22 protein-coding genes and 1 pseudogene are annotated in these 24286 nt (G+C 37.8%); all 23 read left to right on the top strand.

The genetic code is table 11. The features are described from left to right. The first annotated feature begins 64 nt into the window (after positions 1-64). The 23 genes and pseudogenes from spoVT (at position 65) to lysS (ending at position 24039) form a co-directional block, all read left to right on the top strand. Positions 65-601 carry a stage V sporulation protein T gene (gene spoVT / locus V179_RS0104735; protein WP_028390514.1) on the top strand — a complete coding sequence of 179 codons (537 nt, stop codon included), beginning with the start codon at positions 65-67 and terminating at the stop codon, positions 599-601. Between the two features lie 821 nt (positions 602-1422). Next, positions 1423-3030, top strand: a complete 1608-nt coding sequence (locus V179_RS0104730; protein ID WP_051404838.1) for a putative polysaccharide biosynthesis protein — start codon at positions 1423-1425, stop codon at positions 3028-3030. Next, positions 3031-4503: a bifunctional methyltransferase/pyrophosphohydrolase YabN gene (yabN, locus tag V179_RS0104725; RefSeq protein WP_028390512.1), complete on the top strand. Its 1473-nt coding sequence runs from the start codon at positions 3031-3033 to the stop codon at positions 4501-4503. A 19-nt stretch (positions 4504-4522) separates the two neighbouring features. Then, entirely contained in the window at positions 4523-4786 is a 264-nt protein-coding gene (locus V179_RS0104720; RefSeq protein ID WP_028390511.1) for an RNA-binding S4 domain-containing protein, read from the top strand. An 82-nt stretch (positions 4787-4868) separates the two neighbouring features. Further along, complete coding sequence (gene yabP / locus V179_RS0104715) at positions 4869-5177, top strand: sporulation protein YabP (RefSeq protein WP_028390510.1); 309 nt, start codon at positions 4869-4871, stop codon at positions 5175-5177. Further along, complete coding sequence (gene yabQ / locus V179_RS0104710) at positions 5174-5806, top strand: spore cortex biosynthesis protein YabQ (protein WP_028390509.1); 633 nt, start codon at positions 5174-5176, stop codon at positions 5804-5806. Before yabP ends, yabQ begins: the two co-directional genes overlap by 4 nt. Before the next feature lie 15 nt (positions 5807-5821). Further along, positions 5822-6208: an FtsB family cell division protein gene (locus tag V179_RS0104705; protein ID WP_028390508.1), complete on the top strand. Its 387-nt coding sequence runs from the start codon at positions 5822-5824 to the stop codon at positions 6206-6208. A 78-nt stretch (positions 6209-6286) separates the two neighbouring features. Next, a complete protein-coding gene (locus V179_RS0104700) occupies positions 6287-6742 on the top strand; it encodes a S1 domain-containing RNA-binding protein (RefSeq protein WP_028390507.1) in 456 nt (151 codons plus the stop codon). A 501-nt stretch (positions 6743-7243) separates the two neighbouring features. Further along, positions 7244-9715 (top strand): stage II sporulation protein E, encoded by a 2472-nt coding sequence (spoIIE, locus tag V179_RS0104695; RefSeq protein ID WP_028390506.1) that lies wholly within the window; start codon positions 7244-7246, stop codon positions 9713-9715. Between the two features lie 79 nt (positions 9716-9794). After that, positions 9795-10544: pseudogene (locus V179_RS0104690) on the top strand (VWA domain-containing protein); the annotation flags it as partial. After that, positions 10510-11502: a protein kinase domain-containing protein gene (locus V179_RS0104685; RefSeq protein ID WP_326929532.1), complete on the top strand. Its 993-nt coding sequence runs from the start codon at positions 10510-10512 to the stop codon at positions 11500-11502. The pseudogene V179_RS0104690 and the gene V179_RS0104685, both read left to right, overlap by 35 nt. A gap of 97 nt (positions 11503-11599) precedes the next feature. Next, positions 11600-12994 (top strand): tRNA lysidine(34) synthetase TilS, encoded by a 1395-nt coding sequence (gene tilS, locus V179_RS0104680; protein ID WP_028390503.1) that lies wholly within the window; start codon positions 11600-11602, stop codon positions 12992-12994. A 32-nt stretch (positions 12995-13026) separates the two neighbouring features. Beyond that, positions 13027-13572, top strand: coding sequence for a hypoxanthine phosphoribosyltransferase (gene hpt, locus V179_RS0104675; RefSeq protein WP_028390502.1), 546 nt, complete (start codon positions 13027-13029; stop codon positions 13570-13572). 110 nt (positions 13573-13682) lie between these two features. Beyond that, a complete protein-coding gene (gene ftsH / locus V179_RS27040; protein WP_051404837.1) occupies positions 13683-15731 on the top strand; it encodes an ATP-dependent zinc metalloprotease FtsH in 2049 nt (682 codons plus the stop codon). Positions 15732-15872: 141 nt separating this feature from the next. After that, a complete protein-coding gene (locus V179_RS0104665) occupies positions 15873-16640 on the top strand; it encodes a type III pantothenate kinase (protein ID WP_028390501.1) in 768 nt (255 codons plus the stop codon). A 31-nt stretch (positions 16641-16671) separates the two neighbouring features. Further along, on the top strand, positions 16672-17547 hold the full coding sequence (gene hslO / locus V179_RS0104660) for an Hsp33 family molecular chaperone HslO (protein WP_028390500.1): 876 nt from the start codon (positions 16672-16674) through the stop codon (positions 17545-17547). Positions 17548-17747: 200 nt separating this feature from the next. Beyond that, entirely contained in the window at positions 17748-18674 is a 927-nt protein-coding gene (cysK, locus tag V179_RS0104655) for a cysteine synthase A (RefSeq protein WP_028390499.1), read from the top strand. 779 nt (positions 18675-19453) lie between these two features. Next, on the top strand, positions 19454-20290 hold the full coding sequence (folP, locus tag V179_RS0104650) for a dihydropteroate synthase (protein ID WP_028390498.1): 837 nt from the start codon (positions 19454-19456) through the stop codon (positions 20288-20290). Continuing rightward, the gene (gene folB / locus V179_RS0104645; RefSeq protein ID WP_028390497.1) at positions 20283-20642 is read left to right on the top strand and encodes a dihydroneopterin aldolase; all 360 of its coding nucleotides are present in this window, start codon (positions 20283-20285) and stop codon (positions 20640-20642) included. Before folP ends, folB begins: the two co-directional genes overlap by 8 nt. A gap of 1 nt (position 20643) precedes the next feature. After that, positions 20644-21171, top strand: coding sequence for a 2-amino-4-hydroxy-6-hydroxymethyldihydropteridine diphosphokinase (folK, locus tag V179_RS0104640; protein WP_028390496.1), 528 nt, complete (start codon positions 20644-20646; stop codon positions 21169-21171). Beyond that, positions 21123-21338, top strand: a complete 216-nt coding sequence (locus tag V179_RS0104635; RefSeq protein ID WP_028390495.1) for a helix-turn-helix domain-containing protein — start codon at positions 21123-21125, stop codon at positions 21336-21338. The genes folK and V179_RS0104635 overlap by 49 nt, the downstream gene beginning before the upstream one ends. Positions 21339-21366: 28 nt before the next feature. Further along, positions 21367-22365, top strand: a complete 999-nt coding sequence (dusB, locus tag V179_RS0104630) for a tRNA dihydrouridine synthase DusB (protein WP_028390494.1) — start codon at positions 21367-21369, stop codon at positions 22363-22365. Between the two features lie 192 nt (positions 22366-22557). Continuing rightward, a complete protein-coding gene (gene lysS / locus V179_RS0104625) occupies positions 22558-24039 on the top strand; it encodes a lysine--tRNA ligase (protein WP_028390493.1) in 1482 nt (493 codons plus the stop codon). Positions 24040-24286: the final 247 nt, after the last annotated feature.

Raw genomic sequence — 24286 nt, 5'->3', positions numbered from 1 at the left:
ATTTTGTCTTAAATACGAAGTCATTATTAGGAAATCAATTTTGATGAAAGTGAGGCAACATAAGATGAAAGCAACAGGTATAGTTCGCCGAATTGATGATTTAGGAAGAGTGGTAATCCCAAAAGAAATTCGCAGGACCTTGCGTATTCGTGAAGGAGATCCATTAGAAATCTTTGTAGACCGAGATGGAGAAGTTATTTTAAAAAAATATTCACCTATTAGTGAATTAGGAGACTTTGCAAAAGAATATGCAGAGGCATTGTTCGATAGCTTAGGAAATCCTGTATTAATTTGTGACCGTGATACATATATCACAGTTGCAGGAAGTTCGAAAAAAGATTATTTAAATAAAAATGTAAGTGATTTTATTGAAAAAACGATGGATGATCGTAATTCAGTGCTAATTACAGCAAAGACACAAGTTTCATTTGTTGATAACCATGATGAGGAAGTACAATCTTATACAGTATCCCCTATTGTTGCTAATGGAGATCCAATTGGAGCTGTTGTGATCTTCTCTAAGGAAGAAACGCTAGGAGAAGTAGAACATAAAGCGGTAGAAACAGCAGCAAGCTTCTTAGCTAGACAAATGGAACAATAATATAAGACAGGCATTATACAAATACTAAAAGGACAGCGTGCAGCTGTCCTTTTTATGTTGAAGACTAAAAAAGGATTGATAGTTGTAATTATCAATTAAGATTCGTTTATCCCGAATAATGGTAGGAGACTCTCCACTGATAGAAGTTTCACTTTATCCCGGTTTAACAGGCTGTGATAATCCCTCTTTCATTTTCATTGGAGAATTAGAGAGAAGTGTGTAGTGATAAAACAGCCTGTAAAACCCCGATCGGTTCAACTAACCATCAGTGGAGGATGAAGAAAACCCTCCACTGATGGAAGATTCACTTTATCCCGGTTTAACAGGCTGTAATAATCCCTCTTTCATTTTCGTTGGAGAAATAGAGAGAAGTGTGTAGTGATAAAACAGCCTGTAAAACCCCGATTGGTTCAACTAACCATCAGTGGAGGATGAAGAAAACCCTCCACTGATGGAAGATTCACTTTATCCCGGTTTAACAGGCTGTAATAATCCCTCTTTCATTTTCGTTGGAGAAATAGAGAGAAGTGTGTAGTGATAAAACAGCCTGTAAAACCCCGATTGGTTCAACTAACCATCAGTGGAGGATGAAGCAAACCCTCCACTGATGGAAGATTCACTTTATCCCGGTTTAACAGGCTGTAATAATCCCTCTTTCATTTTCGTTGGAGAAATAGAGAGAAGTGTGTAGTGATAAAACAGCCTGTAAAACCCCGATTGGTTCAACTAACCATCAGTGGAGGATGAAGCAAACCCTCCACTGATAGAAGTTTCACTTTATGCTATAATACAACCACATATGTGTGGAAGGGGTTCTTTAGATGGTAGGAGACCCTATAAAGACAACAAGAGAACTTGTCCGCGGGGCGTTAATATTAAGTATCGCCAGTCTTATAGTGAAGGTATTAAGTGCAGCTTATCGTATTCCGTATCAAAACATTGCTGGGGATATAGGTTTTTATATCTATCAACAGGTGTACCCTTTTTATGGAATTGTCCTAACACTGTCAACCCTTGGGTTTCCTGCAGTTATATCAAAATTATTGGCAGAACGTGATGAATCGGAAGAAGGATTTTCTGTTAACGAAATACTGATGAGTTCGTTGACCCTACTTGGGGCATTGGGCATAGTATTGTTTGGTAGTTTATTTTTTTTCGCTGATTCAATTGCAAGGGTTATGGGGGATACTCAGTTAGCGGGACTCTTGAAAATCATCGCATTTTCTTTTTTACTAATGCCTGCTACATCTGTAATCAGGGGGTATTATCAAGGGCAGGGAAATATGATTCCAACTGCCTTGTCTCAAGTACTAGAGCAACTAATAAGAGTCACTACAATCTTGTTACTATCTTTTTTACTTATTCGAAATGGTTATAGCCTATATACAGCAGGTAAAGGTGCTGTTTTTGGCTCTGTAACAGGTGGCTTAACTGGTTTATTCATTCTTTTAGGCTTCATTATTTTAAGAAAGGAATGGTCGAATCTAAAAAAAATACCTTTGAGACTGAGGAAATTCCCATTCATCATGAAAGCGCTAATCTTCCAAGGTTTTTCATTTTGCATAACAGGTTTAATTTTGGTGCTCATTCAGCTTGTCGATTCTTTGCAATTGTATAATCTATTGCAAGAAATTGGCTTTGGCGCTATCGAGGCAAAAGAGTGGAAGGGAGTATACGATCGTGGCCAGCCGCTCATCCAGCTTGGAACGGTTATTGTCACGTCCGTATCACTGACAATGATCCCAATCATCGCCCTCGCTATGAGAAAAAGGGATAATGAGGAGCTAATGAGCAAAATAAGGCTCACTTTAAAACTTAGCATCTCTGTTGGTATAGCAGCTTCTTGTGGATTAATCTGCCTAATTAAACCAGTAAACGTCATGCTATTCACTGACATGAAAGGCTCTGGTACTCTTGCGATATTGGCGGTCTCCATTCTGTTTTCATCGGTTATTATCGCCCAATCGGCCATTCTACAAAGTATGGGGCATACATGGGCGCCAATTGTGGTGGTAGGCTTTGGACTTGTATGCAAATGGATTCTTAATAAGCTTCTCGTACCTTATTACTCGATAGAAGGAGCGGCTATCGCAACCGTTCTTTGTTTCATATTGATGGCGCTACTGCTAGCTATTTTTTTACAAACCAAAGTTAGTATGCCTTTATTTGAAAAAACCAGTGTATACATTATCATAGGGGCAACGGTTACTATGGTTGTTACTTTGATTGTGTACAATCAGCTTTTTCAATTTTTCCAGCTATCAGGTCGATTCATGTCTAGTGTCCAAGCCCTAACTGGTGTCAGTCTTGGAGGAACTTTGTTTATTTACAGTATCCTTAAGACCAGGCTATTTACAAAGAATGAGCTCCTTCTTCTTCCACTAGGAGAAAAGCTTGTTACATATTTACATAAAGAGGAGTATCAATAAATGGTAAACGATATTGTAATAATTGGCCTTGGCGCAGGTGATTTAGATCAGCTTCCATATGGCATTTATAAAAAACTTAAAGGTACATCTTCCTGTTTCGTGCGCACGATGGATCATCCTGTTATAAATGAATTGATAAATGAAGGGGTATCATTCACCAGCTTTGATGCTGTTTATGAAAAATATGATACTTTTAGTCAGGTCTATGAGGAGATTGCTGAGACATTGCTTAAGCAAGCAAGGAAAGAATCAGTACTCTATGCTGTGCCAGGCCATCCAATGGTAGCAGAAAAAACGGTGCAGATTCTAATTGAAAAGGGTCCAAAATGTGGAATCCCTGTTAAAATAGAAGGAGGACAAAGCTTTCTTGATGCATTGTTTCAGTCAGTGAAGATTGACCCAATTGAAGGATTCCAGCTGCTTGATGGGACATCGCTTAAAAAAGATGATTTGCAAATCAGTCAACATATGATAATTGGACAAGTATATGATCAGTTTATTGCATCGGATGTTAAATTGACGCTTATGGATAAATTGCCTGATGATCATGATGTTTATCTTGTTACAGCAGCTGGCAGCAAAACGGAATCGGTAAAAAAACTACCCCTTTATGAGCTTGATCGTGAAATGGAACTAAGTAATCTGACGAGTGTATATATTCCACCTGTCAAAGAAATAGACAAGCAATATCGAGAATTTTCTACTTTCAGGCAAATTATTGCACGATTAAGAGGTCCAAATGGTTGTCCTTGGGATATAAAACAAACACATGAAAGTCTGAAACAGTATTTAATTGAAGAAACCTACGAATTAATTGAAGCCATTGATAAACAAGATGAAGATGAAATCATAGCTGAATTAGGAGATATTCTCCTACAAGTCTTGTTACACGCGCAAATTGGCGAAGATGAAGGAATGTTTTCAATTGAAGATGTGATAGAAGGAATATCTTCAAAAATGGTTCGGCGCCATCCACATGTGTTTGGTGATATTGTAGTAAACGGGGAAGAAGATGTTTTAAAGAATTGGCAACAAATCAAAAAGGAAGAAAAAGAACAGGCGGGAATTACTAATAAATCATTACTAGATGATGTTGGCAAATCAATACCTAATTTAATTCGTGCGCATGAATATCAAAAACGAGCAGCAAAAGTGGGTTTTGATTGGAATGAAGTTTCGGAAGCTTGGAAAAAGGTTAAAGAAGAAATTATCGAAGTAGAAGCGGAAATGGATCAAGAGGGAAATGAGGCAGCTCTAAGAATGGAATTGGGTGATCTATTCTTTGCTCTTGTAAATGTTACCCGTTTTTATGGGATCCAAGCGGAAGAAGCAGTACATGTAGCGAATCAGAAGTTTTATAACCGCTTTACATATATTGAAGAGCGTATTCAAAATGAAGGAAAAGAATTTGCTGACTATACGCTTAATGAGCTTGATCACTATTGGGAGGAAGCAAAATCTAAGGGATTATAAGTGAAGGAGGTAAAGTGGCATGAGACTTGATAAATTTATGAAAATATCACGTTTAATAAAGCGCCGTACATTGGCTAAAGAAGTAGCTGATAAAGGCCGCATCAGTATTAATGGGACCCCGGCTAAAGCAAGTTCTAACGTTAAAGTAGGTGATGAACTAGCTATTCAATTTGGTCAAAAACGGGTTATGGTCCGAATTGAGAAAATACAGGAATCGACCAAGAAAGAAGAAGCGGCTAATATGTACACAGTACTGAAGGAAGAGAAACTAGGTGATGAGTAAAATAATCGGATCGTTAGGCTTGTTCTAATCTTTGTAAATCTCACATAAACATGTACAAAACGTTCTAATGTGAGGGATGAAAATGAGCCAATATTATGAGCCAGTCCAAAACAATCAAAAAGCAACAATTCAAGAACATGACGTCACCATGAGAGGACGCCGCTTGCTTGATATTACTGGAGTAAAGCAAGTAGAGAGCTTTGATAATGAAGAGTTTCTTCTTGAAACGAGTATGGGGTTTTTATCAATACGCGGGCAAAATCTACAAATGAAAAATTTAGACGTAGAAAAAGGCATCGTATCTATTAAAGGTAAAATTTTTGACCTTGTTTATTTAGATGAGCATTCAGGAGAAAAGGCAAAAGGGTTTTTTGGGAAGCTGTTCAAATGACGCTAACCATTCAATTTTATACCTTACTAGCCATGATTGGGATGGGCAGCTGCTTTGGTGCTGCCCTGGATACGTATAACCGCTTTTTAAAGCGGTCAAAGCGAAAATCCTGGTTTGTTTTTCTAAATGATTTTCTATTTTGGATTGTTCAAGGCCTTATCATTTTTTATGTGTTATTCTTAATCAATGAAGGAGAGTTTCGTTTCTATCTATTCCTAGCTTTACTTTGTGGGTTTTCTGCATATCAAGCACTTTTGAAAAAGAGCTATCATAAAATTCTTGAGGCATTAATTACGAGTGTTATTGCAATTGCAAAGTTTATAAAGAGATCTATTCAACTCTTAATTTATCAACCGATAAAATGGTTGGTAACTGGGATTGTATTCTTGATATTTGGCATATTGAAAATTCTTTTTTCAATTATTAAGTGGGTAATTCGCTTAGTATTTAAGACTATAAACATAATTTTACGGCCCTTTTGTTGGATCTTCCTATTTTTTTGGAATAAGTTGCCGAATGCTGTTACAAAAAACGTCGGTAAGTTTTATAATGGAATTACAGGAATATTTATAAAAATGAAGAAGTTTATAAAAGTAATCATTGCGAAATGGAGAAACAAATCAAACTGAGGGGTGAACAAATAAATGGATAGCCTCCGAAAAAAGAAAGTGGCGAAAATTGAATCAGACTATGTCTTACAACGTGAGCAGCAAGAGCATATATATGGAAAAAGGAGACGCGGGTTGATTCGTCGCCTCACTTTTTATGGAATATGTGCTGCCATTCTTTCTGTGCTGGCTGCCATTATGCTTATTTCCCAAGCAGAGGCTCTAGAAAAAAAGAACATGGAAATGGAACGAGTTGAGAGTAAGTTAGCTCAATTAAAAAAGGACGAAAAACAATTAAAAGAGGAAATTATTAAGCTAGAGGATGACGAGTATATAGCCAAGTTGGCAAGAAAAGAATATTTCTTATCTGAAAAAGGGGAGATTATATTTAATCTGCCTGAAAAGGATGAAGATCGTGACTAATATTGACACTGTTTTTTTCCATTCGTTATAATATAATATATGTGTTAGTTAACATTTCTAAGGAGGAACGTTTTTTTTATGTCAATTGAAGTAGGCAGCAAGTTACAAGGTAAAGTAACAGGGATTACTAATTTTGGTGCGTTTGTAGAATTACCAGAAGGTTCAACAGGGCTTGTTCATATCAGTGAAGTTGCCGATAATTATGTTAAGGATATCAATGATCATCTCAAAGTCGGTGACGCTGTTGAGGTTAAAGTTATCAACGTTGAAAAAGACGGAAAAATCGGCTTGTCTATCAAAAAAGCCAAAGATAAACCTGAGGGACAACAACCATCTTCTTATTCACAACGCCCACGCCAAGGAAGAGGAAACGATAATCGTTCCAAAGACTTCCGCTCAAAAAGTAATTTCCAGCCGAAGGAAAACTTCGAGCAAAAAATGGCCCGTTTCTTAAAAGATAGTGAAGACCGCTTAACTTCTCTTAAACGTAGTACAGAAACAAAACGTGGAGGCCGAGGAGGAAGACGCGGATAAACTGCTGCTGAAAACAATAGTTTAGCAATTTTTCCTTGAAAAATTTTATATAATATGTGAGCAGGCTTATCAATAAGCTTGCTTTTTTTTGTACATAAGAATAGGTTTAATGATTTATCCCACATTAACTGGCAGGAAGCCACTACTGTTAAAATTGTAAAACTCCGTGTCATTATAATTTGTCTAGTAAGGTTATGTTAGAGTTCCAAATTTTTTTGTAGACAAGGCCCGTTGATAATCTTACTAATTGTCGTTTCATAATACGGTCCATATTATTCTCATTTTTATTCTCAAAGAAAGTATAAAAACCCTCATTTTATTTAGATGGAAATGAATATAACGCTTTGTTTTTAATAGATTGATTTAAAAATCTGTATGTAATTGAATATTCCTATAGAAATTAGTCGAACGTTTTTGTTTTATTATTATAAAATTCTGACAAATTATGTGTAATAGTCTCTTTATAATAGAAATACTAATATGAATGGGAGTGTTTCATATATGGAAAAGATTGAACGAAATGTATTGGAGCCCATTGCTGAGGTGCATCTGCAAGGAGCGAAAGCAGGCGTTATTCATTGGATCACTCATCTTCAGACAAAATTAATAGATATCTTCATAAAACGTGGAATCGTCTTGGCTTTTATTGGCTTTTTATTAGGACGAGCACTTATTTTATCGCAATTATCTCCATTTGGCTTAGCCTTTTTTGCTGCTGTATTTTTGATGAGGCGAGATCGTGCCCCGTTGGCATTGATCGGATTAGTTTTGGGGGCATTAACGGTTTCTATTTCGAACAGTCTTACTCTGTTCTTTAGCGTTGTGTTATTTTTACTTTTTCAAAAGATAAAGCAGCCAAAAATAGAATCTCAATTTAAAATTATCTCATTATATGTATTTCTTTCAATCGTCATTGTTAGTTTGTCAAAGCAATATATGATTCACCGTACACTTGTATTGTATGATGGCATGATGGTAGGGGTGGAAGCTGGACTGGCGCTTATTCTAACCCTCATATTCATTCAATCGATTCCTCTTCTGACAGTTAAGAATAAATCACAATCTTTAAAGACTGAAGAAATTGTCTCGATTATTATATTACTTGCTTCTGTTATGACTGGAACAATTGGTTGGTCAATGTATGATCTTTCCGTGGAACATATATTATCTCGCTATCTTGTTCTTATTTTCGGATTAGCAGGTGGAGCAGCCATTGGGTCCACTGTTGGGGTAGTTACCGGATTGATTTTCAGTTTAGCTAGTGTAACAAGTTTATTTCAAATGAGCCTGCTTGCTTTTTCCGGTTTGCTTGGTGGACTTCTTCGTGATGGAAAAAAGGTAGGTGTTTCAATAGGCTTAATAATTGCTACCTTACTTATTGGTTTGTATGGGGAGGGATCGAACAATATTACGATTACTTTATATGAAACATTACTTGCTGTGCTTTTGTTTCTTGTCACCCCAAGCTCCTCTATTGGAAAGATTTCTAAGCATATTCCAGGCACTGTTGAACATACGAATGAACAACAGCAGTACATGCGGAAGGTACGTGATGTAACGGCACAAAGGGTATCACAATTTTCAAATGTATTCGAAGCGTTGTCCAATAGTTTTGCACAAATTGATGACCGAGGAGATGGAGAGGATGATGAAAAAGAACTTGATTACTTCTTAAGCAATGTGACTGAAAGGACGTGCCAGATGTGCTTTAAAAAAGAACAATGCTGGTCGAAGAACTTTGATACAACATATGAAGGGATGCAGGAAATTATGTTTCAGTTAAGTGAACATGATGGACAGCTTCCTCAAAAAACGGTAAAGGAATGGGAGAAGTACTGCATTAACAGCCCGAAAGTTATTGCAACTATTTCTCAAGAGCTTCTCTATTATCAAGCAAATAAAAAATTAAAAAAGCAAGTTCAAGAAAGTCGAAAATTGGTTGCAGATCAGTTAAAGGGTGTATCAGCTGTAATGGACGATTTTGCAAAGGAAATCCAACGTGAACGCATCAACCATCATCACCAGGAAGAGTCCATTATGGAAGCTATTCAGAACTTCGGTTTGCAAATAACGAATGTAGAAATATATAGCCTTGAACAAGGAAATGTTGATATTGAAATGAGTGTTCCATACTGCCAAGGAAGAGGTGAATGTGAAAAGCTAATTGCGCCTATGCTCTCTGACATTCTAGGTGAAACTGTGATTGTTCACTCTGAGGAATGTGCAACATTCCCTAACGGACAATGTGAAGTTGTATTCCGTTCAGCGAAGAAGTACACGGTAGAAACGGGTGTGGCCCATGCCGCAAAAGGAGGGGGGTTAGTCTCGGGAGACAGTTTCACCACAACGGAAATCGGTTTTGGCAAATATGCAATTGCCATTAGTGATGGAATGGGAAATGGCGAAAGAGCTCATTTTGAAAGTACGGAAACGTTAAAACTACTGCAAAAATTTCTTATGTCTGGTATAGAGGAAAAAATTGCGATTAAATCGGTGAATTCTGTCCTATCTCTGCGAACAACAGACGAGATTTTTTCAACATTAGATTTAGCGGTGATTGACCTACAGGATGCGAAGGCTAGATTTTTGAAGATTTGTTCAATACCTAGCTTTATCAAGAGGGGGGATAAAGTCATTAAAATAGAAGCGAGTAATTTGCCGATGGGCATTATTCAGGAATTCGATGTAGATGTTGTATGTGAAGAGCTAAAAGCAGGGGATATTCTTATTATGATGAGTGATGGCATTTTTGAAGGGCCGGCTCATGTGGAGAATTTTGAATTTTGGATAAAGAGAAAATTGAAGGAACTGCAAACAGAAGATCCACAGGAAATTTCTGACTTGATTTTAGAAGAGGTTGTTAGAACGAATGGAAACATTGAAGATGATATGACTGTTGTTACGGCGAAAATCATGCATAATACACCAAAATGGGCAACCATACCTGTTCATACTCAACGGAAAAGAGCATGAAGAAAACATAAAGGAGGAAAGGAATTAAACGTATAATTTATTATTTTCTTGTCGAAAATGGTAACAGTATTTTTTCGAGGGGAGAATGAACATGAAAACAGGAACATTGAAGCAAATTTTGTTAATTACAGATGGTTGTTCAAATCAAGGTGAAGATCCTGCTGCAATGGCTGCTTTGGCGAGAGAACAAGGGATTTCGGTGAATGTTATAGGTGTTATGGAAAATGATACAATTGATGAAAAAGGGTTGCAGGAAATAGAATCCATCGCATTATCAGGTGGAGGGATCAGTCAGATTGTGTATTCAAAGCAGTTGTCTCATACTGTACAAATGGTGACGAGAAAGGCGATGACGCAAACGATACAAGGACTGGTGAATAAAGAGCTTCAGCAAATACTTGGAAATTCAACGTCAATGGAAGATTTGCCACCGGATAAGCGGGGAGAAGTGATGGAAGTAGTTGATGAGCTTGGTGAGACAAGTAAATTGGAAGTACTTGTTCTTGTAGATACAAGTGCAAGTATGAAACATAAACTACCAACTGTTAAAGATGCTCTTTTGGATTTATCGCTAAGTATGAATGCTAGAATGGGTGATAATAAGTTTTCTGTATTCGTATTTCCTGGGAAAAGAAAGGATGTCGAGAAACTACTGGATTGGACTCCGAAACTTGAGGTGCTTACTAAAATATTTCCGAAGCTTACAACCGGTGGAATAACACCGACTGGCCCTGCTATTAACGAAGCACTAGGTTATTTCCATAAAAAACGTTCATTAAGGGGATTGTTGTCTCATGATGACGAATCATTCTTTGAGGAAACAGTGTAACCTCCTGCCTGGGAGTCTCATAACTGGAAAGTGGAATAAGAATCCTTACCGAATTCAACAGGAATTGGGTTATGGAGCAAATGGCATTGTCTATCTTGCGGAAAGCAATAACGGACAAGTTGCCTTAAAACTAAGTGATGATTATTCGTCCATTAGTTCAGAAATGAATATACTAAAATCCTTTTCCAAGGTCCAGGGACACTCTCTTGGACCTTCTTTTTTTGAAGCGGATGATTGGTTGAAAAATGGAAGACCAATTCCGTTCTATGTCATGGAATACATAAAGGGTGAAGGCTACTCAGCATTTATTGAACAGAAAGGGGATTCATGGGTTGGGGTATTAATGCTACAACTTTTGTCCAGCTTGGATGAACTTCACAAGCAAGGATGGGCTTTTGGTGATTTGAAACCAGACAACCTGATTGTTACGATCCCTGCTTATAAAATTCGTTGTATCGATGTTGGTGGTACTACATTATTCGGTCGGTCCATTAAAGAGTTCACAGAGTTTTTTGATAGAGGGTATTGGGGAATGGGATCTAGAAAAGCAGATCCGCAATATGACTTATTTGCGGTGGCGATGATTATCATCAATTCCTTTTACCCAAAACGATTTTCGAAAAAAGGAGACGGCTATAAACAACTTAATGAGATGATCAAGCAAAAAAAGGGACTTCATCCGTATAGCAAAGTGCTTGATAGAGCAGTGAAAGGTCAATATCATTCAGCAGATGAAATGCGTCATGATTTATTGGGCATATTAAACAGGCAGCCTGAACATAAAAAAGTAGAAGCACAATCAACATTCCAAGGTAAAAAAAATAACAATAGCACAAGTCAAACACGCTCTATGAGAAAAAAAAGAAAAAAGAAAAAAAGAGGCTTACTTGAGACACTTATCTTAGCTATTTTTGTATCAATATTGTATGTTCTGTATGTATATAATCAGTTCCTATGATATAGTAAGAAAATTAAGGATTTCATGAAATGTTATTCTATCTAAAGCGTACAATTTAGAGCTAGGATAAAACATGCTTGTAAAGAAGGAAGATATAATGTTTGAACAGAAGGTATTGTCTGAGATAAACCGGTATCAATTAATCCCAAGAAAATCGAGAATACTTGTCGGTGTTTCTGGTGGTCCTGATTCGCTAGTTCTTTTGCACTTTCTTTGTTCGTTAAAGGAAAGATTGGAACTTGAACTCGTAGTTGCGCACGTCGATCATATGTTCCGAGGTGAAGAATCATATGAGGATTATCAGTTCGTCGAGAAAACATGTCAGGAATGGAATATTCCATTTGAGGGAAAAAGAATAAATGTCCCTGTCTATATGGAACGGACGGGTGACAGTTCGCAAATAGCAGCAAGAACTCTTCGATATGCCTTTTTTGAACAAGTAATGAAGAAATATCAACTGTCCATCTTGGCACTTGGACATCATGGTGACGACCAAATTGAGACAATGCTTATGAGGATGACGAGAGGAGCTTCAGGGATAGCTCGAGCAGGCATTGCTGTTAAGCGTCCTTTTCTAAATGGAGAGATTATTAGACCCTTCCTAGTTGTAACAAAGGAAGAAATTCATGCGTACGCAAGTCGCTGTAAATTGACTCCTAGATTGGACCCTAGCAATCAACTTGATAATTATGTAAGAAATCGTTTTCGTCATGATGTATTGCCTGCTTTGAAACGGGAGAACCCAAAAGTACATGAACATTTTCAAAGGTTTAGTGAAGAGTTAGCTTTGGACGAACAATTTTTGCAGCAAATGACAGAAAATTATATGGAAAAAATTTGGCTAAGTAAAACGAAGGGTGAGTCTCAAATCGATTTGAATCAGCTACTTATGATACCTAAACCTTTACAAAGAAGAGCGATTCAACTAATATTAAACTATCTTTATTTAAAGAGACCATCATCACTTTCAGCAGTACATATTGATCAGCTTTCTGCTTTGTTTTTTAATCCCCATCCTTCAGCAGAATTACATCTTCCGGAAGGGCTTATTGCGGAGAAATCTTATGGAACGTGTACGTTTCGATTTCATCAAAAAGAAAGCACTGATTATTCCATTATCATTGCGATTCCTGGAGAGACTCTTCTACCGAATGGATATAAAATTAAAGCACAATATTTAGAAGAAACTCCTGATCAAGCTGGAAACCATTCTTTTTATCTGCCTGTCCACAAAATAAGACTGCCGCTCATCGTCCGTAATCGAAGAAATGGTGACAATATGATTATTAAGGGCAAAGGCAATCATACAAAGAAGCTGAAGGATATTTTTATTAACGAAAAAATCCCAATGCATATGAGGCAGAATTGGCCAGTTCTAATCGATCAATCAGGGGTGATTGTTTGGCTACCTGGTCTGAAAAAGTCCAATCTAGAGTTTGTTGATACGTATGATGAACAATCTTTTATTTATTTAGAATATCATAAAGCTTAAATATTCTTGGGGGGCAATCAATTACAATGACCATGCAAAACGACATTGAAAAAGTATTAATCACTGAGGAAGAATTACAGAATAAAATTAAAGAGCTCGGAGCGCAGCTGGAACAAGAGTATAAAGGCAAATTCCCTTTAGCTGTTGGAGTTTTAAAAGGTGCTATGCCATTTATGAGTGACCTGCTAAAGCGTATTGATACACATTTGGAAATGGACTTTATGGATGTTTCTAGCTATGGAAATTCCACAGTCTCTTCAGGTGAAGTAAAAATTATCAAGGATTTGGATGCATCTGTTGAGGGTCGTGACATTTTAATTATTGAAGACATCATCGATAGTGGCTTAACGCTTAGTTATCTTGCAGAACTTTTCCGTTACAGAAAAGCGAAGTCAATCAGTATCGTGACATTGCTAGATAAGCCAACAGGAAGAAAGGTTGACATTAAACCTGATTATGCTGGCTTTATTGTACCAGATGAATTTGTGGTTGGATATGGTCTAGATTATGCGGAAAGATACCGTAATCTTCCGTATATCGGCGTTCTTAAACCGGAAATTTATGAAAAAGGTGAATGATTTAATATACGATCTTCATTAAATTAAGTAGCGATGTTAAATTATTGTAACTCCATTATTTTCTATGATACTATTTACTATAGTTGTTTACCAGTGGGAGGAGGTAAGGGATGAATCGGATCTTCCGTAATACAATATTTTATTTACTCATCTTTTTAGTCATCATTGGAATTGTTAGTATTTTTAATACAAATAATGAACCGACTAAAGAAATAACCCAAGACCAATTTTATAGTCAATTGGAAAATGGGCAATTAAAATCATTTGAAATCCAGCCTGTACGTAATGTTTATGAAATCAGAGGAGATTACAAAAAAGGCACAGATAAGTTCTTTACCTATGTAACAAATAGTGAGGTTACACAAACCCGTATTTACAACCTTGCTGAAGAAAAGGGAGTTGCTATTAAAACAATTCCGGCAGAGCAAACTAGCGGATGGGTGACATTCTTTACGTCTATTATACCTTTTGTGATTATCTTTATATTATTCTTCTTCTTGCTTAACCAAGCTCAAGGCGGCGGCGGTCGTGTTATGAACTTTGGGAAGAGCAAAGCCAAGTTGTATAATGATGACAAGAAAAAGGTGCGTTTCAATGACGTAGCTGGTGCAGATGAAGAAAAGCAGGAACTTGTTGAGGTTGTTGAGTTTTTGAAAGATCCTCGCAAATTTGCTGAGCTTGGTGCCCGCATACCTAAAGGTGTCTTGCTTGTTGGACCACCAGGAACAGGTAAAACTCTACTTGCGAGAGCGGTTGCAGGGGAAGCGGGAGTTCCTTTCTTCTCTATAAGTGGTTCTGACTTTGTTGAAATGTTCGTCGGCGTGGGTGCTTCTCGTGTTCGTGATTTATTTGAAAATGCGAAGAAGAATTCCCCATGTATCATTTTTATTGATGAAATTGATGCTGTTGGACGTCAGCGTGGTGCTGGTCTAGGTGGCGGTCATGATGAGCGTGAGCAAACGCTTAACCAATTGCTTGTTGAAATGGATGGTTTCGGAGGAAACGAAGGAATCATTATTATTGCAGCAACAAACCGTGCTGATATTCTTGACCCAGCGTTATTACGACCAGGTCGTTTTGATCGTCAAATTACAGTAGGACGTCCAGATGTTAAAGGGCGAGAAGCGGTGTTGAAAGTTCATGCCCGCAACAAGCCTTTAGCGGAAAGTGTTGATTTAAAAGCGATTGCTCAACGTACTCCAGGATTCTCTGGCGCCGATTTAGAGAACTTATTAAACGAAGCTGCTCTTGTGGCAGCCCGTCAAGATAAGAAGAAAATCGACATGTCCGATCTTGATGAAGCATCTGATCGGGTTATTGCTGGCCCGGCCAAGAAAAATCGTGTTATCTCCAAGAAAGAGCGTAATATCGTTGCTTGGCATGAAGCTGGTCATACGATTATTGGGTTAGTGCTGGATGATGCTGAAACGGTTCATAAAGTAACGATTGTACCGCGAGGTCAAGCAGGAGGTTACGCCGTTATGCTCCCTAAAGAAGATCGCTTCTTTATGACAAAACCGGAACTTCTTGATAAGATTGTTGGTCTTTTAGGTGGACGTGTAGCTGAAGAAGTTGTTTTCGGTGAAGTCAGTACCGGAGCTCATAATGATTTCCAAAGGGCAACAGCTATTGCGCGCAGCATGGTAACTGAATACGGGATGAGTGACAAACTTGGACCACTTCAGTTTGGACAGTCTCAAGGCGGCCAAGTGTTCCTAGGAAGAGATTTTAATAATGAGCAGAATTATTCAGATGCGATTGCCTATGATATTGATCTGGAAATTCAAAGAATTATTAAAGAATCTTACGAAAAAGCGAAAAGTATTATTACGGAAAAACGTGATAAATTAGATCTGATTGCGAAAACGTTATTGGAAATTGAAACATTGGATGCTGGACAAATTAAAAGTCTTTATGATCATGGCAAATTGCCAGAACGTGATTATACAGCTCTTAATGGTCGTTTAGACAATGAAGGTAACTTGAAAGTTACCATTAGTAAAAAAGAAGATAAAGAAGCGTTGCTAAAGCCTTTGGATGAAAGAGGACCAGAGAGTTTAGAAGTAACGAATGATACTCTTCCGAATACACCAATTGAAGAAAAACGCACTAACGGTGAACCTAATTCATTCCCTAACGAAGACGATCAGAAGAAATAAGATATAAAAAAGGTATTTCCCTCCAAGGAAATACCTTTTTATATTTTAGGGGAAAATAATCGTGGAAAGTCCGTCTGATAGCGTCTAAACTGAGCATTATGTTATGATGTGTGAGAATAATTTTCCGGAGTGATGAGATCGATGATTTTTGTTTTAGATGTCGGTAATACGAATACCATGTTAGGGGTATATGTAGAAGATGATTTGAAATTTCATTGGCGTATTGAAACGAATCGTCATAAAACGGAAGACGAATATGGGATGACGATTAAGGCGTTATTAGAGCACGAAAAGATTACCTTTAAAGATTTCGATGGGATTATAATTTCATCTGTTGTTCCGCCTATTATGTTTGCTCTTGAAAATATGTGCAAAAAGTATTTTGGAATTCAACCAATTATCGTCGGACCAGGGGTTAAAACTGGTTTAAATATTAAGTATGATAATCCAAGAGAGGTGGGGGCAGACCGAATCGTTAATGCGGTTGCGGGAATTCATGAATATGGATGCCCGTTAATTATTGTGGACTTTGGTACAGCCACAACGTATTGCTACATCGATGAACATAAACAATATATGGGAGGAGCTATAGCTCCGGGTATTGGTATTTCAACGGAAGCTTTATACTCAAAAGCTGCTAAATTGCCTAGGATTGAAATTATCCGTCCTGATGAAATTATTGGGAAAAATACAGTAACAGCTATGCAAGCTGGAATATTGTATGGGTTTGTTGGACAGGTAGAGGGGATTGTCTCCAGGATGAAAGCCCAAAGTAAGTATCCACCTAAAGTAATTGCTACAGGAGGATTAGCGCATTTGATTGCTAATGAATCCACAATTATTGACGTAGTTGACCCCTTTTTAACATTAAAAGGTTTACAATTTATATTTAAAAAAAATAAAGGATAGTCCTAAAAAAATAGCCAGGAGGCGTACAGAGATGGAAGATTATTTAGTGAAAGCTTTAGCTTATAATGGTCAAGTACGTGCCTATGCAGTTTCAACAACAGAGACGGTAGGAGAAGCACAGCGTCGCCATTATACATGGCCAACTGCATCGGCTGCACTTGGTCGTTCAATGACAGCAGGTGTGATGTTAGGGGCAATGCTTAAAGGAGAAGAGAAACTGACCATTAAGATTGAAGGTGGCGGTCCGCTCGGAGTTATTTTAGTTGATGCAAATGCCAATGGGGAAGTAAGAGGGTATGTGGCGAATCCTCAGACCCATTTTGACCTTAATGAACATGGGAAGCTTGATGTAAGAAGAGCGGTAGGTACGGACGGGATGTTGTCGATTGTAAAAGATATAGGGCTTCGGGATTACTTTACAGGACAAGTTCCGCTAGTATCTGGTGAATTGGGAGAGGACTTCACATATTATCTTGTTACATCTGAACAGGTCCCTTCTTCTGTTGGAGTAGGCGTCTTAGTCAATCCTGATAATACGATTCTTGCTGCCGGTGGTTTTATTATTCAACTTATGCCAGGAGTAGAAGATGAGACGATAACTGCGATTGAAGAACGATTAAGAACAATAACACCTATTTCAAAAATGATTCAACAAGGGTTAACGCCAGAGCAAATTCTTGATGAAGTATTAGGTGAGGGGAATGTTAGGTTACTTGAAAAATTACCTGTTCAATTTAAATGTCAATGCTCCCGCGAACGAATTTCTAATACATTAGTTAGCTTAGGTAAAGACGAGATTCAGGATATGATCGATACTGATGGCCAGGCTGAGGCCCATTGTCATTTTTGTAACGAGACTTATCATTTCACGAAGGAAGATTTGGAATCGTTAATTAAAGAATTATAGTAATATGAAGAGTAGGAAATCTAAGTGGCCTTTGGATATCTATTTAACTTATCCGTTAAGTTAATGAGATGCTGCTGAATGTTGCTTACTATTAGGTTTGGTCAATAAACGGAATAGTTTAAATAAATTGACAGTTCCATTCTGTTGGTGTACATTTTATATAAAACCAATAAAATTACTAGGTATTAGGAGTGGGGATAATGACACGTATTTTAAATTCTGTCGCTGAATTAATCGGCCAAACACCTATTGTAAAATTAAATCGACTACAAGATGAGAATAGTGCAGATATATATGTAAAGCTTGAATATATGAATCCAGGTAGCAGTGTAAAAGATCGAATCGCACTAGCTATGATTGAAGCAGCTGAAACAAGCGGTAAACTAAAAAGTGGTGATACCATTATCGAACCTACAAGCGGTAACACAGGTATCGGTTTAGCGATGGTAGCGGCAGCTAAAGGATATAAAGCAATTCTAGTCATGCCTGAAACAATGAGTTTGGAGCGTCGTTCCTTGTTACGTGCATATGGAGCGGAATTGGTGTTAACGCCTGGTCCTGAGGGGATGAAAGGGGCAATTGCAAAAGCGGATGAACTTGCAAAGGAAAATGGTTACTTTGTCCCCCAACAATTTGAAAATCAAGCAAACCCTGAGGTGCATCGCAATACGACTGGACCTGAAATTGTAGAAGCGTTTGGTAATGAGAAACTGGATGCTTTTATTTCTGGTATTGGTACTGGTGGAACTATTTCCGGTACAGGGGAAGTATTGAGAAAAAAATACTCTGATATCAAGATTTATGCAGTGGAGCCTACCGACTCAGCTATTTTATCAGGTGGTAAACCTGGTCCGCATAAAATCCAAGGAATTGGTGCAGGGTTTGTTCCAGAAACTTTAAATACTGAAATTTATGATGAAATAATTACTATCAGTACAGAAGAAGCGTTCGAATATGCTCGACGTGCTGCCAAAGAAGAAGGAATCCTAGGTGGTATTTCTTCTGGAGCAGCCATTTCGGCAGCGGTGCAAGTAGCGAAGAAATTAGGTAAGGGCAAGAAGGTTTTAGCTATTATTCCAGATAACGGAGAACGTTATCTGAGCACGCCTTTATATCACTTTGATTAAGAATTGATTTTAAAAATAAGAGGGTGTCTCATAGGGTCAGACCTCGCACTCTAAATCAGTATGTAGTGTTTCATACACTATCGTATACTGAATTTAGTTGTTGCGAGGTCTGGCTCTTTGCCTTATGGACATCTTTTATTATTGGTAAATTACTAGAAGTGGTGGCGATCAAAGATGACTCCAGTATTTGAGTTTTCTTATGCCTTATCTGGTGATGTGTGAGTAATTTCTCGACCTTAAATACTAAGACATCTTATGGTACACTTGTTATATGAGGACTTTATCCCGGGTTAACGGGCAGTAAAACCCCGCAAGGCTTGGAGGAATCGAAGAAGCATAGGGGTGAGGGATATAATGCCTTATCTAGTTGCGAATCTTAGCCCTACTTAAGGTCATAAGGTGTAATACTCTGTGGCAAACTAAGCCACGCCGTATCCCATCTTATGCTTGTTGGATTATCACAGGACGTGAGCAATCTTAGTAGACGTTCTTTAAAGCAGTCGCCTCGCCTTTTGAAGTAAAAGTCCGATTGGCGAGATACGGTGAAACTTACCAAGAGTTTTACAGAGGTTCAGGCCTTAGGAAGTGGGTCACAAGAAAGGCTAAAGGACGAGTTCGTGCTTAGTCTGATTCATTGAACCTTAGTTCGTAGAGTTGCTTTATTGAAGCGAAGTAAGGTACTAGCGACTCGAATCTAGCACGGGGACTAACAATCAGTGGAAATGAAGGAGATTCCCATTGGATAAAGTTTCACTTTATTAGGATAAGGAGACCGATACATGCCATCGCTAAAGATTAAATGTGGTCCATATTCGCTGGACTTTAATAAAAAAACAATAATTATGGGGATATTAAATGTCACTCCGGATTCATTCTCTGATGGAGGGCGTTATAATCGAATTGATCGGGCTTTGAAACATGTTGAGCAAATGGTTAGAGATGGAGCAGACATTATAGATATAGGTGGAGAGTCAACTCGTCCTAACTATGATAGAATTTCAGATGAGGAAGAAATTGAACGGATTGCTCCTATCATTGAAGCCATTTCAAGAAATATTGACGTACCGATGTCTATCGATACGTATAAGTCTGCCGTAGCGAGGGAAGCGCTAACAGCGGGGGCGCATATTATCAATGATATTTGGGGGGCTAAGGCGGATTCTAGCATGGCTAAGATTGCTGCGGAATTTCAGGTCCCAATTATACTAATGCATAATCGCAAGGAGATCGATTATCAACTTTTTATGCGTGATGCCATCAATGATCTATATGAAAGTATTATCCTTGTAAAAAATGCAGGAGTATTGGATGAGAATATTATTCTTGATCCTGGAATTGGTTTTGCGAAGGATACTTCATTGAATTTGGAGATGATGAGAAACCTTGATAAACTCGTCGCGTTAGGATATCCGGTACTATTAGCAACTTCCAAGAAATCTATGATTGGTAATGTTCTTGATTTGCCGCCGAATGATAGAATGGAAGGTACTGCTGCCACAATTTGCTTTGGGATTCAACAAGGATGTCAAATGATTAGGGTTCACGATGTGAAGGAAATGGCACGTGTAGCAAAGATGATGGATGCCTTGGTAGGAAAGGGAGAATACAGTGGATAAAATCTATTTAAATAGTATGCAGTTTTACGGCTACCATGGCGTATTTCCAGAAGAGACACGTCTAGGCCAGCGTTTTTATGTGGATTTAATTGTAGAAACAGATTTAGCTACAGCGGGTAAAAGTGATAATCTTGAGGATTCTATTAACTATGGTGAGCTATATGAAGTGTGTAAGGATGTAACGGAAGGTAAACCATTTAAATTAGTAGAGGCTGTTGCGGAAAAGATAGCATCGGAACTTCTTTCACGCTTTTCTAAGGTGCAAACATGTACAGTAAAAGTATATAAACCCGATCCGCCAATCCCTGGCCATTATCAATCTGTAGCAGTTGAGATTAAAAGGGGAAGATAACATGGGGAATTATTCTTATTTATCGATTGGCTCTAATATTGGCGATCGTTCGACCTATATTAAAGAGGCCATTTTACTATTAGATGAAATAAAAGAAGTGAATGTTGTACAAACATCATCACTTTATGAAACTGCACCTGTTGGATATTTAGATCAGCCTCAGTTTTTAAATGCAGTTATATTGGTTAATACTGGATTTAGCGCGGATGAATTACTAAGTGTTTGTCAAGAAATTGAACGTAAATTAGGAAGAAAAAGGAATATACATTGGGGTCCTAGAACAATAGACCTTGACATTTTATTATATAATCATGAAAATATTGAGACAGAGAGACTTTCTGTACCACATCCTCGAATGATGGAAAGGGCCTTTGTACTCGTACCATTATTAGAGATAAATCCAACTATCATGCTACCGAATACTGATACACCTTTGAACAATATTCTTGAGAAATTAGAGGATAAAGAAGGAGTCCAACTATGGAAGCAGAAAAGTGGGGAAGGCGCATACGTGCTTTTCGAAAGTTAAAAGGGTTTACTCAGGAAGGTTTCGCAAAGGAGATAGGTATTTCTGTATCTCTTCTTGGCGAAATTGAAAGAGGTAATCGTCTTGCCTCAGATAAATTATTACTTGAAGTGTCAGAAGCGCTTGGAATAACAGTAGAAGAACTTCAGCCAATTGAAGATAAAGAGTAAGTTGAAAAGCGTTGCAGGAGGTTATAGTGTGTTAAAAATTAGGGATATCGAAATGAGTAACCCCGTTGTTCTAGCGCCAATGGCTGGTGTCTGTAACTCTGCTTTTAGATTGACAGTAAAAGAGTTTGGAGCAGGTTTAGTTTGCGCGGAAATGGTAAGTGACAAAGCGATAAATTTCAAAAACGAAAAAACAATGAATATGCTTTATATAGATGAAAGAGAAAATCCTCTTAGCTTGCAGATTTTTGGTGGGGAAAAAGATTCATTAGTTCAAGCGGCAAAATTCGTTGATAAGAATACAAATGCTGATATTATTGATATCAATATGGGATGTCCTGTTTCGAAAATTATCAAATGTGAAGCAGGAGCTAGGTGGTTGCTAGATCCAAATAAAATTTATGACATGGTATCGGCTGTTGTAGATGCAGTAGACAAGCCGGTAACTGTAAAGATGCGTATAGGCTGGGATGATGAGCATATCTTCGCTGTTAAGAATGCTCAAGCTGTTGAACGTGCAGGTGGCAGTGCTGTAGCTATTCACGGTAGAACGCGTGTTCAAATGTACGAAGGAAAGGCAAACTGGGATATCATTCGCGAAGTGAAAAATTCTGTAAATATTCCCATTATTGGGAATGGTGATGTGGAAACACCTCAAGATGCAAAAAAAATGCTGGATGAGACCGGTGTTGATGGTGTCATGATTGGACGCGCTGCGTTAGGCAACCCATGGATGATTTACCGTACCGTAAAATATCTTGAGACGGGTCAATTGATGGATGAACCTGGTGTGCGTGAGAAGATGGATGTATGTATCCTTCATATGGACCGTTTAATTGCTTTAAAAAATGAGGCTATCGCTGTTCGTGAGATGCGCAAGCATGCTGCGTGGTATTTAAAAGGGGTTCATGGCAATGCGAAGGCAAGAAAAGGAATAAATGAGTGTAATACAAGAGAAGATGTTGTCACCCTTCTTTATGATTTGGTAGAAGAAATTGAAGCCAAAGAGGCAACGATTCAAATGGTTTAATAATTTGACATTACTTCCCTGTTTACCTATAATACGCTTAAAACTAACTGCCAGGGATAACTGGCAGTTTTTATATGGATGTTTTTAAGGGAAAAGACTGTTCGATTACTTTACTTTATGTAAAAATAATAAAGTATCTAATTAACCATCGAATCAATATAAAGAGAAATAGAAAAATGGAGATGAACGTTCATGACTGAAGAGTTAAATGACCAACTGCAGGTTAGGCGCGATAAAATGCAAGCAATCTTGGAAAATGGACAAGATCCATTTGGGAGCAGATTCGATCGAACTCATCAAGCTAAACAAATTATACAAGCGTATAGCGAAGTATCGAAAGAAGATCTAGCAGAACAAGAAATTGAAGTGACAATTGCTGGACGTATCATGACAAAACGAGGAAAAGGTAAAGCTGGGTTTGCTCACGTACAAGATTTGACAGGACAAATTCAAATCTATGTAAGATTGGATGCTGTCGGAGAAGAACAATATCAATCATTTGGACAAACAGACTTAGGGGATATCGTTGGTATTACTGGGTTGATTTTTAAAACCAATGTAGGAGAACTATCAATTAAAGCGACTAACTATGTTTTCTTAACGAAAGCTCTTCGTCCATTACCGGATAAATTCCACGGATTGAAAGACGTTGAAGAGCGTTATCGTAAACGTTACGTCGACTTGATTACAAATGAAGAAAGTAAAAATACGTTAATTTTGCGCAGTCAAATTATCCGATCAATGAGAAGGTATTTAGATGATCACGGATACCTTGAAGTGGAAACGCCTTTATTACATTCTATTGCAGGCGGAGCAGCAGCTCGTCCTTTCGAGACACATCACAACGCTTTAGATATGCCTTTGAATTTAAGGATTGCAATTGAACTTCATTTGAAACGCCTTATTGTAGGTGGCCTTGAAAAAGTATATGAAATTGGTCGTGTCTTCAGAAACGAAGGTGTTTCTACACGTCATAATCCTGAGTTTACCTTGATTGAACTATATGAAGCCTATGCGGATTATCAAGATATCATGAGTTTAACAGAGAACTTAATTGCTCATATCGCACAAGATGTACTAGGTACAACCACTATTCAATATGGAGATTATGAAATAGATCTAAAGCCTGAGTGGAAACGCCTGCATATGGTTGATGCGGTTAAAGAGTATACAGGAGTTGACTTCTGGAAAACGATGAGCAAGGAAGAAGCACAACAATTGGCTAAAGAACATGGTATTGAAGTGAAAGATACAATGGAATTTGGGCATATTGTTAATGAATTCTTCGAGCAAAAGGTAGAAGATAAACTTGTTCAACCTACTTTCATTTTCGGTCATCCGGTCGAAATTTCACCATTAGCCAAGAAGAATCCGGAAGATTCACGATTCACTGACCGTTTCGAATTGTTTATTGTTGGTCGTGAACATGCGAATGCGTTCACTGAGTTAAATGATCCAATTGATCAACGTCAACGATTTGAAGCGCAACTGAAAGAACGGGAACAAGGGAATGATGAAGCACATGAAATGGACGAAGATTTCATTGAAGCGCTTGAATATGGAATGCCGCCAACTGGGGGATTAGGAATTGGGATTGATCGTTTGGTCATGCTATTAACAAATTCTCCATCTATTCGTGACGTTCTATTATTCCCGCTTATGAGACAACGTTAAGTTTCTATATTTATAAAGGACCGATTTAGATAATATCTGCTCGGTCCTTTATTTATTTTAAAAAACATGCAAAAAAGTCTTGCGTAGTTTTTATTATGATGATATATTTATATCTGTTGTTAAGAAAGAGTTACAAAGACGTTAAAACTTCATTTTTTTTGAAATAACGCTTGACTCTTGTGTGATTAACATGATAGTATAATAAAGTCGCTTCTAAATGAGTGGCGAAATTGCTCTTTGAAAACTG

The organism is Bacillus cihuensis, assembly GCF_000504145.1.
Taxonomy (GTDB): Bacteria; Bacillota; Bacilli; order Bacillales; family DSM-1321; genus Peribacillus; species Peribacillus huizhouensis.
This window is presented reverse-complemented; position numbering and strand designations above follow the sequence as displayed.